At 70.1% G+C, this 10,823-nt stretch carries 14 protein-coding genes; 6 read left to right on the top strand and 8 right to left on the bottom strand.

The genetic code is table 11. From position 1 onward, the window contains the following. Positions 1–56: 56 nt before the first annotated feature. The 8 genes from VLK66_RS02820 to VLK66_RS02785 form a co-directional block, all read right to left on the bottom strand. On the bottom strand, positions 57–191 hold the full coding sequence (locus VLK66_RS02820) for a hypothetical protein (protein ID WP_325307729.1): 135 nt from the start codon (positions 189–191) through the stop codon (positions 57–59). Positions 192–297: 106 nt separating this feature from the next. After that, positions 298–648: a YbjQ family protein gene (locus VLK66_RS02815; RefSeq protein ID WP_325307727.1), complete on the bottom strand. Its 351-nt coding sequence runs from the start codon at positions 646–648 to the stop codon at positions 298–300. After that, positions 648–1,091, bottom strand: coding sequence for an SgcJ/EcaC family oxidoreductase (locus tag VLK66_RS02810; RefSeq protein WP_325307726.1), 444 nt, complete (start codon positions 1,089–1,091; stop codon positions 648–650). Before VLK66_RS02810 ends, VLK66_RS02815 begins: the two co-directional genes overlap by 1 nt. Before the next feature lie 91 nt (positions 1,092–1,182). Beyond that, positions 1,183–1,680 carry a DUF2335 domain-containing protein gene (locus VLK66_RS02805; RefSeq protein ID WP_325307725.1) on the bottom strand — a complete coding sequence of 166 codons (498 nt, stop codon included), beginning with the start codon at positions 1,678–1,680 and terminating at the stop codon, positions 1,183–1,185. Further along, the gene (locus tag VLK66_RS02800; protein ID WP_325307723.1) at positions 1,655–1,906 is read right to left on the bottom strand and encodes a hypothetical protein; all 252 of its coding nucleotides are present in this window, start codon (positions 1,904–1,906) and stop codon (positions 1,655–1,657) included. Before VLK66_RS02800 ends, VLK66_RS02805 begins: the two co-directional genes overlap by 26 nt. Positions 1,907–2,083: 177 nt before the next feature. Further along, entirely contained in the window at positions 2,084–3,619 is a 1,536-nt protein-coding gene (locus VLK66_RS02795) for a M28 family peptidase (protein WP_325307721.1), read from the bottom strand. A 309-nt stretch (positions 3,620–3,928) separates the two neighbouring features. Further along, a complete protein-coding gene (locus VLK66_RS02790; protein WP_325307720.1) occupies positions 3,929–4,471 on the bottom strand; it encodes a hypothetical protein in 543 nt (180 codons plus the stop codon). Positions 4,472–4,997: 526 nt separating this feature from the next. Continuing rightward, the gene (locus tag VLK66_RS02785; protein ID WP_325307717.1) at positions 4,998–5,429 is read right to left on the bottom strand and encodes a helix-turn-helix transcriptional regulator; all 432 of its coding nucleotides are present in this window, start codon (positions 5,427–5,429) and stop codon (positions 4,998–5,000) included. Positions 5,430–5,576: 147 nt separating this feature from the next. Between VLK66_RS02785 and VLK66_RS02780 the strand changes: the two genes are divergently transcribed. The 6 genes from VLK66_RS02780 (at position 5,577) to VLK66_RS02755 (ending at position 10,574) form a co-directional block, all read left to right on the top strand. Beyond that, positions 5,577–5,897, top strand: coding sequence for a hypothetical protein (locus VLK66_RS02780; protein ID WP_325307715.1), 321 nt, complete (start codon positions 5,577–5,579; stop codon positions 5,895–5,897). Between the two features lie 186 nt (positions 5,898–6,083). After that, positions 6,084–6,605 carry a hypothetical protein gene (locus VLK66_RS02775; protein ID WP_325307713.1) on the top strand — a complete coding sequence of 174 codons (522 nt, stop codon included), beginning with the start codon at positions 6,084–6,086 and terminating at the stop codon, positions 6,603–6,605. 303 nt (positions 6,606–6,908) lie between these two features. After that, the gene (locus tag VLK66_RS02770; protein WP_325307711.1) at positions 6,909–7,118 is read left to right on the top strand and encodes a hypothetical protein; all 210 of its coding nucleotides are present in this window, start codon (positions 6,909–6,911) and stop codon (positions 7,116–7,118) included. Next, entirely contained in the window at positions 7,102–7,614 is a 513-nt protein-coding gene (locus tag VLK66_RS02765; RefSeq protein WP_325307709.1) for a type II toxin-antitoxin system VapC family toxin, read from the top strand. Before VLK66_RS02770 ends, VLK66_RS02765 begins: the two co-directional genes overlap by 17 nt. A gap of 133 nt (positions 7,615–7,747) precedes the next feature. Further along, the gene (locus VLK66_RS02760; RefSeq protein ID WP_325307707.1) at positions 7,748–9,142 is read left to right on the top strand and encodes a glutamine synthetase family protein; all 1,395 of its coding nucleotides are present in this window, start codon (positions 7,748–7,750) and stop codon (positions 9,140–9,142) included. 415 nt (positions 9,143–9,557) lie between these two features. Continuing rightward, positions 9,558–10,574 carry a D-alanine--D-alanine ligase gene (locus VLK66_RS02755; RefSeq protein WP_325307705.1) on the top strand — a complete coding sequence of 339 codons (1,017 nt, stop codon included), beginning with the start codon at positions 9,558–9,560 and terminating at the stop codon, positions 10,572–10,574. Positions 10,575–10,823 lie beyond the last annotated feature (249 nt).

Here is a 10,823-nt window from a genome sequence, read left to right as displayed (position 1 = left end):
GGCCGGCAGATGCCGGCCACCCCGATCTCGTTTTTCGCGTCACGCCGCCGGCCGCGTCAGCCCTGGCGGACCGCGATGAAGTACGAGATCGCCCCGACGATCAGGATCCACCCGAGCCCCGCGGCCAGGCCCAGGTAGGCGGCGGCGCGGTCCGCCCGCGAATCCTCGCGCGTGTACTCCCCGTGCGACATCTGCAGCTCCTCGGCGTGTATCGGGTCGTTCGGTCGTTGCTGAAATCGGAAAATCGCCGCACAACCTACCATCCTCCGCGCCCGCGCGCAAAGGGCGCGCCGCCGATCACTCCGAGATGCGCTCCAGCATCACCGCCGTGCCGTAGCACAGCACCTCGGTGGCCGACTGGCCGATCTCCGACGCGTCGTAGCCGATGCCGATCACCCCGTTGCCGCCCAGCTGGCGGGCGTGCCGGGCCAGCTCGGCGGTGGCCTGCTGCCGCGTCTGCTCGCACATCTCCGTGAACTCGCGGATCTGCCCGCCCACGATGGTCTTCAGCCCGCCGATCAGCCCCTGCGAGAAGGTGGGCGCGCGCACCACCACGCCGCGCACCAGCCCCAGGTACTCGCGGATGCGGTAGCCCTCCACGTTCATCGTGGTGGTCATGATCAGCCGGTCGGGCGCGGGGTTCGACATCAGGGCTCCTGGTTGGGGGCGGCGTGGCCGGGTTGCTGGATGAAGGTGTTGTGGAACGCCGCGATCCGCCACGGGCCGCCGCCCTCGCGCGTGAGCACCAGGCTGGGAAGGGCCTCGCGCACACCCGCCATCGGCCCGGCGGGCACGGACAACCGCGCATGGAGATGGACCAGCGCCACGTCGTCGCGCAGCCGCCGCGCCGACTCGACGCGGTACTCCACCCGGCTTCCCGCGTACACCGTGCGGAAGATGTGCTCGTGCCCGGCGGCGATGGACTCGCGGCCGCGCGCGTGCATCCCGTAGACGTTCACGAAGTCCGCGTCGTCGGTGAGCGGCGCCGAGAACGCGGCTCCGTCGCCCGCGTTCCAGGCGTCCTGCAGCGCCCGCACCAGCGGCGCCACCTCGGCTTCGATGGATGTGGAGGGTGCGGCGGTGTCGGTCATGGAAAGCCTCCGGGAGCGGGTGAGGAGGGAAGCGCGAAAAGGTGCCGGCCGCGAGTGGCGGCGCCGCAAACATGGATGAAGAACGGCAGGCCTACTCCACGGGTTTCGGCTGCACGGCCCGGGGCCGTCCCAGAATGAATGCCGAGACGAGGGCGCCCACGTCCAGTCCGAAGATCACCGTGCCCTCCACCCCGTGCCCGGTGGTGACGAGAAACGTCGCGCATCCGAACCCGACGAGGGCGATCAGCAGGGCGCAGATCACGCCCATGCGCTCGCTCGTGATCGATGCCTCCAGCGCCCGCCGGTCCAGGCTCTGGTCGCGGCGCTCCAGCTTCCGGCGGTGGGCCGCCTGGCGGGTGAACTCGTCCAGGATGATCTCCGGCGCCTCCGGGTGCGCGTGGCCGTACCGCACCAGCTCGTCGGCGTCCGGAATGGGACCCTTGCGGAGCTCGAACGATTGCTGGGTGATGGTGGGAATGGCGATGGAAGCAGAAGAGGGACGCGGTTGCAGCTCGCGTCCCTCCCGTATGTCGTGCTCTCGTGCCGCCGGAAGCGTTCCGGCCTTACCGCTCCTGTGCTTTCGTCCCATGGCCGTCACCGGTTGCGGTGCCTTGCAGCTTGACGTGGGAGAATGCGTTGTCGAGATCGGTCCAGACCATCCGCCAGTCGTGGGCGACCGCGGCCCGGTCGCTCCGGCGGCCGGCGGAGGCGCGTGGACGCGCGTACGGCGGGGCCACGGCGCCGCGCAGGTCCAGCGCCCGCGCGAAGCCCCGGAGAAAGCTGGTCGTGTGCACCTTTGGGCTGGTCCGCAGCATGGTTCCACGCTCCTGGCTGTCCGCGCCGGCCGTCCGCCGATCAGGTAATCACGGAGTGCCTTCGCTCTCCGTGGTGGACGAAGATTACGCAACCGCTTCCGCCGCGCAAGTGGCTCAAACCCGCTTTCCAGCACGCCCGATCCGATTCCGCCACCGGCGAAACACCTTACCCCGCGCTCACCGTTCCAGCTTGAAGTCCGGGTCCACCGCCGGGCGCTCGACGGTGTTGGCGACCATCCATCCGGTGGCGTACATCCACCGCGTCATGCGGGTGAGCTTGGCGTAGTCGATCCGCTCCGCCTCGTCGCGCGGGGTGTGGTAGTCCGGGTGCAGCAGCGTGGTGAACATGATGGCCGGGATCCCGGCGCGCGCGTACGGCAGGTGGTCGCTGCGGAAGTACCACCCCTCGGGGTGCGCGGGCCGGTCCCAGGTGGTGTCCAGCGCGAACGAGGTGAAGCGGCGGTTGGCCTCCAGCGCCATGTCCACCAGCGCGCGGCTGTTGCGGTGCGGCGGCTCCACGCCCAGCAGCGCGGCGCTGTCCGGCGCGTTGCGGCCGATCATGTCGGCGTTCAGCACCGCCACGATCGCCTCCTTCGGCACCGTGGGGTGCGCGGAGTACCAGCGCGACCCGATCAGCCCGCGCTCCTCCGCGCCGTGCCACACGAAGAGCGCCGTCCGCCGCCCCGGGTGGCGCACGAAGGCGCGGCCGATCGCCAGCATCGCCACGCTGATCGTGGCGTTGTCGTCCGCGCCGTTCCAGATCGAGTCGCCGGAGATGGGAAAGCGCACGCCGTCGTGGTCCTGGTGCCCGCTATACAGCACGTACTCGCCGCGGAGCGAGTCGTCCGTCCCCGGCACCTTCGCCACCACGTTCACCGACGGGTAGATGAACGACTCGGTGGTGATGCGGGCCAAGAGGCGCTGCCCCGGCTGCCGCATCGCCCCCTGCATCCCCGCGCGCAGCCAGATGACCGGCGCGCGCGACGGCCGCGGCGCCTCCACCCCCGCCGAGTCCAGCCCGTACGTCCCGCGGTTGTTGTACGAGGAAAGGATGTCGAACTGCGCGTTGGAGATGGAGTCCGACACCAGCAGCACGGCCGCCGCGCCGCGCGCCTGGATCAGCGCCGCCCGCTCGCGCAGCGCGCCCCAGGTGTAGCGCCACTCCCGGAGGCTCACCCAGCGCGGCGGCAGCACGCGCGGCGGCGTGACCATCGCCGCGACGGCCTTGCCGCGCAGGTCCATCGCCGCGAGCGCGGCACTGTCCGCGGTGCCGACCCACACCACCGGCGCATCCACGGTGGCGTCGGTGGGCGAGACGAGCGTGGCCTCGCGCCAGAGGGGGAGCGCGCGCCCGCCCACCTCGATGCGGCTGGTGTTGGCCACGCGCACGCGGCGCATGGGCCAGAACTGGAACCAGCTGCCGTCGTCGCCGGCGGGCTGCAGGCCGGCGGCGCGGGCGCGCTCGGCCAGCCAGGCGGAGGCGCGCAGCTCGTCCAGCGTTCCCGCCTCGCGACCGCGGAAGGTGTCCGACGCCATCGTGGCCAGCTCGCGCCGCAGGTCCGCCTCGCGGATGGTCCTGAACGCGGGCGGATTGCCGCCGGTGGCGGGGCGCGAGGTGACCGTCAGCTGCGCATCCTGAGCGGCGGCGGCGCGCGGCCCGGGGGCGAGCGCGAGCAGGGCAAGGGCGAGCGGAAGCGCGCGAAGTCTCGTCATCTGCGGACCCGGAGTCGGTCGGGGGAATTCGGGAGATGGGAATGGCGGGAGATTATATCGCCGCCTTCCCCGGCCGGCGATGCAATCCCCAATCCCCCCCGGGACTCACGCGGAGACGCGGAGGCGCGGAGAGCTCACCGTTGCTGGTGATTTCTCCGCGCCTCGTTGTTTTCATCCGATGCGAATCCGTTACCGGCTTCGCCGCGATCATCGATCCTTCGGCCTGCAACCAATTGCATGGTCCGAGGTTATGATGTGGACGCGGTCACGATGACGCCGGCCGGGGACATCGACTTGGGGACGACGGGCTCAGATGCCGGTTTCGCGGAAGAGGCGCAGGCGCAGGGCGGCGCGGTCGGCGGTGCGCTCGGGGGGCCAGACGGTGGCGAGGCCGGCAACGCACCGCGCCACGGCGTCGTGCACCGCGCGCCACGAGCCCAGCTGGCGGAGCGTGCGCGCGATCCACCACCCCGGCACCGCGTCGGCCAGCGCGAAGAGGTCGGCCAGGCGCTCGGCGGGGCGGCCGTATCCCTCGTCCGCCAGGCAGACGGAGCCGCCGGCCTCGCCGGCCAGGACGTGCGCCACCTGGTGGCGGAGCGCCAGGAAGCGGTCCACGCCGAGGATGCAGCCGTTCACCAGCACCGGGTGCACGCCGTGGCACAGCGGGAGCGTCATCCCCACCGCGTCGGAGCGGAAGGTGAAGATCTCCACGTGGCAGCCGGTGGCCGCCAGCAGCGCCCGCACCTGGTCCGGCGTGGCGGGCGCGCCCAGGCCGGCATAGTCGTCCACGGCACCGCGGGCAGCCGCCACCAGGCGAGCGGCCGACGCTATCACTCTGGCGTCGCTCGACATCCTTCGTCTCCGCTCGCCCCGTTCACGCTCGCCGGCGGCCTGTGGGCCACGGCCTCCGGCCCGATCATCTCCACATCCTCTGAAACACGTCCAGCCCTCCCTTGTTCCGCCAACTTGTATGTGCATTTTGTCGCATCTTCAAATCTCATAAACGGATGAAGATCTCTGCTCTGTCCATGTGATAGGACCGATGCGCCGAAACGTTCTATGCACACCCAACAGTCCCTTACACGAAATAAAATCGTCACATCCAGACATGGCGAATCACCCCCGGGGGCTGCTGCGTTCCCTGAGGGAAAAGAACCGGGTGGCGGCGGGGGCCGCCCTCCACCACGAACGCCGTACAGGCCGTCCGCCGACCCCCGCCGCGAATCTCGAAACGCAAAAAGCCCCACCCGGCGCTTCGCCAGGCAGGACTTCAACGCGTCCCAAGGTTTGCAACTCAATCCGGCTGAAAATGTAAGTCGCCCGCTCTCGGCCGTCAACCCCAGGCACCGGAATGTTCGCCGTCCGGGGCGCGCCACGCTCAGAGCTTGCCCCGCTCCACCGCCTCTTTCAGCTGATACCACCAATCGGGCAGCGTGCTACGCGCGGTGAGCATCCGCCGCAGCCCGTCGAGCGCGTCGAGCTTGCGGAGCTTCTCTCCGCCAGGCGGGGCAATGGCTCCAAGGAAGCGGGAGATCGCGTCCGGCGAGGGGAAGGGGGTATCTCCCGCCTCCGCCTCACGTGGGGCGGCGGCACGGCCGTGGCCGGTGCGCACCCACTCGGCCGTGGTGCCCCCCAGCTCGGCGATGCGCTGCACCGTGTAACCGTGCGGCATCGCGCCCCCCGTTTCCCAGCGCGCGATCGAGCCCGCGTGCACGCCCAAGCGCCGCGCCAGCTCGTCGCGTCTCCATCCGTTCCGCTCCCGCACGATGCGGATCCGATGGCCAACCGCCCGCCGTTCCTCGGTTTTCATCACCCCTCGTCTGTTTCCCCCGGTGGTTGACAATTTCCTCACCAGTGGTGAGATTGTTATAAGTGTTAAAGCAGTATAACACAGGTGTCAATGCGTTTCGTATCTGGAACGCACGGCGGTCCCCTTTCCTACCAACGGAGGTCAGCCATGCAGGCACGTGATCCAGAGGTCGTTCCCGATCCCCCGAGCGAGCCGGTGGTGCGCCGCGTCCGCCGGCTCGCGCCCGGGTTCATCCCACCCTCCGCCGCGCGGCAGGCCGACGCGGCGGAGCCGGAGGGGCGGCTGCTTCGTCCCGCGGCGGCGTGCCCGCGCTGCGGCGCGCGGCCGGCGATGCGGGTTACGCAGGTGATGGTGCACGCGCTGGACGGGCAGCCGGCCGGCGCGCGCGTGGGCACGTACCAGTGCCAGCGCCGCGGCTGCGGCGCCATCTACGACCTCAGCGTGGCGGCGTACCAGCGCGCCAGCTGAGGCAACGCTCTCTCTGCCGCGGCGGACACCCCTCCATCCGCTGCGCTACAACCCGCAAATCCGAACGGCGGCCGGGCCATGCCCCGGCGGCAGGACCCGTGAACCGGCGCCGAACCCCGGCGTCGGGAGATCGTCGTGCGCGGAAGCTCCGCGCGGGGCGGGACCGTTTGCGCGCGGAGGTGCGAGATGGATTCCCCGATTCGAGGAGGCATCGTCCTGGGGGCGGGGCTCGGGGCGATGCTGCTGCAGCACTCCGACACCGCCGCCGTGGCCGAGGTGCCGGACGCGGGGATTGCCCTCCCGCGCGGCGGCGAGGGCGAGATGGACCCGCTGAACACGGTGGGGCTGGCGCTGCTGGCCTACGGACTGGTGCAGCTGCTGTCCAAGGTGGTCGACAAGCTCCCGGTGTGGCGCGGCGACGCCCACGCCGGCCCCGCGCCCGCGGCCGCCGCGGCCCCGCAGGGAGACGGCGGCTTCACCGCCGAGGACCGCAAGCGGCTGGAGCGCGTGTACGAGCAGGCCGTGGCCGACCGCCAGCGGATCGAGCGGCTGGAGGAGTCGGTGCGCGAGCAGCTGGCCGTGCAGCAGCGCCTGGTGGGCCAGGCGCTCGACGACCTGCGCTCGCTGAACACGCAGATGGAGAACGTCCTGCGCAAGCTGCGCGCGGTGTGGACGCGGATCGGACGGCGGAGGAAGGATCGCGGGTGAAGAAAGTGCGAGAGTGCGGGAGTGCGGGACGAGCATGGGTGGAAAGATTACGGAGCAGCGGTGGCGGCTTTCTGGCGCATCCGAAAGTGCCACCGACGCTCGCTCCCGTCGATAACGGCGAGTGGTGCCATCACTTCGCTACGCACGAACAGCGCTGGACATTCTGGAAATGATTACGGTGAACGGGTGAGGCCCTTCGCCACGGCTTGACGAATCTTCTGGTCCGATGAATGCTTGTGTACAGGGTGCGCGCCCCGTTCCGTACATTTCCAATCTACACATCTGTCGAAGGAGCGTGAGCGAATGTCCGATCATCGTTCCGAGCCCGATTGGATCGCGCGGGCCCGCGCAGCCGGGTACAAGATCACTCCCGCCACGCGGGACGACTTCCCCGAGCCAGAGTACACGCTGCCTTCCCGGCGCGCGGCGCTGCTGCTGGGCATCCGCCGCGCGCTCCGGCGGTTGCTGCCGCGGTCCAAAGCCGATCGGGTGCCGCATGTCCCTGTTCATTGATGCATGTGCCCTCGCCAAGCGCTACCTGCCCGAGGGCCGCAGCAGCCAGCGGATGAAGGAGATCATGGGCCGTTCCAGACGCTGGGGCGGCCTGGTCGTTTCAAGCTTCATCGAAATCGAGGTCGTCTCCGCGATCGCGAAGGCGGCGCGCGAGTTCGGGAACCCCCTGGGCCGAAATGCGGCGTTGCGCGAGGTGCCGCGAACCGTCGACGCATTCCAGCGCGCCTACCGGAGCGGTGCGTTCACCATCGTCGATGCGGACGATGCGATCGTGCAGGCGGGGATCGCGGAACTGCGGTCGCACCCGCAGCACGAGATCGGAGCCGGCGACGCCATCCACCTCGCGACCGCGGTGGGACTCGCGAACGGCGCGTATGCTCCGCTCGTGTTCGTCACCTCCGATCAGGGGCTGTATGCGGCTGCCCGAGCCCACGGGCTTCACGTGTTGAACCCGAACTACGAGGGATCGGAACGGCTGGACACGCTCTTCCGATGATCGCCATCACTGCCACGAAAGCGGCCCCCCGCCCCATCCCGGCGAGGGGCCGCTTCTTGCAACGGGGGGCGCGCGGTTCCATCGTCATCTTCCACCGCGGTTCAACGCGATCGTCCCCATCTCCCGAGGCGCGATGAGCGAGACGGGTGCAGGCGTGGGTCCCGGGCGCATCACCCCCGACGAGCTGGAGCGCGCCATCCGCTCCGGCGCCGTCGACACCGTGATCGTCGCCATCACCGACATGCAGGGGCGGCTGATGGGCAAGCGCGTGACCGGCTCGTTCTTCCTGGAGAACGCGCACCACGGCACGCACTTCTGCACGTACCTGCTGGGCACGGACATGGAGATGACCACCCCGTCCGGGTACCGGCTGACCAACTGGGAAACCGGCTATGGCGACTGGCTGGCCGACCCCGACTGGAGCACGCTGCGCGTCATCCCCTGGCTGGAGAAGACCGCGCTGGTGCTGGCCGACGCGAAGGACGAGGAGAGCGGCGCGCTCATCCCCATCGCCCCGCGCGGCATCCTGAAGCGGCAGATCGAGCGCGCGTCGGGGCTCGGCCTGGCGCCGAAGATGGCGAGCGAGCTGGAGTTCTACGTCCTGAAGGAGACGTACGAGCAGGCGGCCGAGAAGGGCTTCCACAACCTGACCCCGTTCGGCTGGTACAACGAGGACTACCACCTGCTGCAGGCCACCAAGGCCGAGCCGCTGTACCGCCGCTTCCGCAACGAGATGACGGCGGCGGGCGTGCCCATCGAGTTCAGCAAGGGCGAGGCGGCGCCGGGGCAGCACGAGGTGAACATCCACTACGCCGACGCGCTGGAGGCCGCCGACCGGCACGCGCTGTTCAAGCACGGGGTGAAGGAGATGGCGTGGCAGAGCGGGAACGCCGTAACCTTCATGGCCAAGCCCGACCACCGCTGGACCGGCAACAGCGCCCACGTGCACGTGAGCGTGTGGGACGCCGACGGCCGCCGCAACGTGTTCCACCACGAGGGCGCCGAGCCGTACGGGATGAGCGACACCATGCGCTGGTTTCTGGGCGGGATGATGCACGCCGCGCGCGAGCTGGCGTTCTTCATCGCCCCGTTCGTGAACAGCTACAAGCGCTACGCGGTGGCCAGCTGGGCGCCGGTGAACGTGGTGTGGGGCCGCGACAACCGCACCTGCGGCTTCCGCGTGGTGGGAAGCGGCCCCTCGCTGCGCGTGGAGAACCGGCTGCCGGGCGGCGACGCGAACCCGTACCTGTCGTACGCGGCCATCCTGGGCGCGGGGCTGTACGGCATCGAGCACCGCCTCGAGCCGCCGGAGCAGTTCCACGGCAACGGCTATGCGGCCACCGGCGTTCCCCGCATCCCCCGCGCGCTCTGGGAGGCGGCCCAGCTGCTGGAGCAGAGCACCGTCGCCCGCGAGATCTTCGGCGACGACGTGGTGCAGCACTACGCCAACACCGCCCGGGTCGAGCAGGAGACGTACGACGCGGTGGTGACGAGCTGGGAGCGGGAGCGGTATCTGGAGCGGGGGTGACGGAAGTGCGGGAGTGCGGGAGTGCTGAGTGCTGAGTGCTGAGTGCTGAGTGCTGAGTGCTGAGTGCCAGATGGCGGGGCGCGCCCTCGGCCTCGCGCCCTCTCCGGCCGGCCTAGGCCGTCCACCTCTCCCGTACCGGGAGAGGTAGCTGGGCCATCACTCGCGCGGCGCGGATGCGCTCGTGCGGCCGGTGCGATGCGGGTGACGCGCACCGAACCTTCGTCCGCACCGATGGAGTCCGCGCAGGCGGACTGCGTGCCGTTGTAGCCGCGACGCCGCGACTTCAGTCGCATTTTCGGCCCACACGTATCGCACCATCTCCACCGCGATCCACCGACGCACTAACGCACTAACGCACTAACGCACTAACGCACTCACGCACTCACGCACTCACGCACTCACGCACTTCGAAACCATGCGCGTCGCAGTCCTTTTCGGTGGCACCAGCGCGGAGCGCGACGTCTCCATCGCGAGCGGGGCGCAGGTGGTTTCGGCGCTGCGCACGGGCGGGCACGACGTCGTTGCCATCGACACCGCGCGCGGGGCGCTGAGCCCGGCCGAGGAGCAGCGGCTGCTGACCGCCGGCGTGGCGCCCGCTCCGCCCGGGCAGGACGAGCTGGCCATGATCCGCGCGGGCTCGGCGGGGTCGCTGCTGGCCGGCGCCGACCTGCGCGACATCGACGTCGTCTTCCTGGTCCTGCACGGCGGCACGGGCGAGGACGGCACGATTCAGGCGCTCCTCGACCTCACCGGCATCCCCTACGTGGGGAGCGGGCACGGGGCCAGCGCCACGGCCATGGACAAGGACGTGTCCAAGCGCCTCTTCCGCGCCGCCGGCATTCCCACGCCCGAGTGGCGGATGGCGCCCGCGGATGCGGCGGAGGTCGAGGCGGCGCTGGGGTGGCCCGTGGTGGTGAAGCCGAACAAGCAGGGCTCCACGGTGGGGCTCACGGTGGTGAAGGAGCCGGGGCAGCTCGCGGGCGCCATCGCCGAGGCCTTCCGGCACGACGACGAGGTGATGCTGGAGCGCTTCGTTCCCGGCCGCGAGCTGACCTGCGGCATCCTGGGCGGACAGGCGCTGGCGGTGGGCGAGATCGTGCCGCGGCGCGGCGAGATCTTCGACTACGAGAGCAAGTACCAGCACGGCGGCGCCGACGAGATCTTTCCCGCCGGGCTGACGGACGAGCAGACGCGCGCGATCCAGGAGCTGTCGCTGCGGGCGCACCGCGCGCTGAAGCTGGAGGGCTTCAGCCGCGTGGACTTCCGCATGGACGCCGAGGGCGGGATCTGGTGCCTGGAGGTGAACACGCTGCCGGGGATGACGGCCACCAGCCTCCTCCCGCAGTCCGCCACCGCCGCCGGGATCCCGTTCCCCCAGCTCTGCGACCGCATCTGCCGCCTCGCGCTGGAGAAGAGGAATCGAAATGCGTGAGAATGGCCATCGACGCGCCGCACCCGTGTCCGCACCGATGAAGTCCGCGAAGGCGGACTGCGTGCCGTTGTAGCCGCCACTTCAGTGTCATCTTCCAACGCATGCACCTTGCACCTTGCACCTTGCACCAGGCACCAGGCACTCGGAACTCAGCACTCAGCACTCAGCACTCAGCACTCAGCACTCAGCACTCAGCACTCAGCACTCAGCACTCAGCACTCAGCACTCAGCACTCAGCACTCAGCACTC

It is taken from the genome of Longimicrobium sp. (assembly GCF_035474595.1).
Classification (GTDB): Bacteria; Gemmatimonadota; Gemmatimonadetes; order Longimicrobiales; family Longimicrobiaceae; genus Longimicrobium.
This window is presented reverse-complemented; position numbering and strand designations above follow the sequence as displayed.

Bases quoted from the DNA above. Each gene is read 5' to 3' on its own strand.
- VLK66_RS02810 (WP_325307726.1), bottom strand. From the start codon at position 1,091: ATGACCGACACCGCCGCACCCTCCACATCCATCGAAGCCGAGGTGGCG.
- VLK66_RS02790 (WP_325307720.1), bottom strand. From the start codon at position 4,471: ATGTCGAGCGACGCCAGAGTGATAGCGTCGGCCGCTCGCCTGGTGGCG.
- VLK66_RS02815 (WP_325307727.1), bottom strand. From the start codon at position 648: ATGTCGAACCCCGCGCCCGACCGGCTGATCATGACCACCACGATGAAC.
- VLK66_RS02785 (WP_325307717.1), bottom strand. From the start codon at position 5,429: ATGAAAACCGAGGAACGGCGGGCGGTTGGCCATCGGATCCGCATCGTG.
- VLK66_RS02765 (WP_325307709.1), top strand. From the start codon at position 7,102: ATGTCCCTGTTCATTGATGCATGTGCCCTCGCCAAGCGCTACCTGCCC.
- VLK66_RS02795 (WP_325307721.1), bottom strand. From the start codon at position 3,619: ATGACGAGACTTCGCGCGCTTCCGCTCGCCCTTGCCCTGCTCGCGCTC.
- VLK66_RS02755 (WP_325307705.1), top strand. From the start codon at position 9,558: ATGCGCGTCGCAGTCCTTTTCGGTGGCACCAGCGCGGAGCGCGACGTC.
- VLK66_RS02800 (WP_325307723.1), bottom strand. From the start codon at position 1,906: ATGCTGCGGACCAGCCCAAAGGTGCACACGACCAGCTTTCTCCGGGGC.
- VLK66_RS02820 (WP_325307729.1), bottom strand. From the start codon at position 191: ATGTCGCACGGGGAGTACACGCGCGAGGATTCGCGGGCGGACCGCGCC.
- VLK66_RS02775 (WP_325307713.1), top strand. From the start codon at position 6,084: ATGGATTCCCCGATTCGAGGAGGCATCGTCCTGGGGGCGGGGCTCGGG.
- VLK66_RS02770 (WP_325307711.1), top strand. From the start codon at position 6,909: ATGTCCGATCATCGTTCCGAGCCCGATTGGATCGCGCGGGCCCGCGCA.
- VLK66_RS02805 (WP_325307725.1), bottom strand. From the start codon at position 1,680: ATGGGACGAAAGCACAGGAGCGGTAAGGCCGGAACGCTTCCGGCGGCA.
- VLK66_RS02780 (WP_325307715.1), top strand. From the start codon at position 5,577: ATGCAGGCACGTGATCCAGAGGTCGTTCCCGATCCCCCGAGCGAGCCG.
- VLK66_RS02760 (WP_325307707.1), top strand. From the start codon at position 7,748: ATGAGCGAGACGGGTGCAGGCGTGGGTCCCGGGCGCATCACCCCCGAC.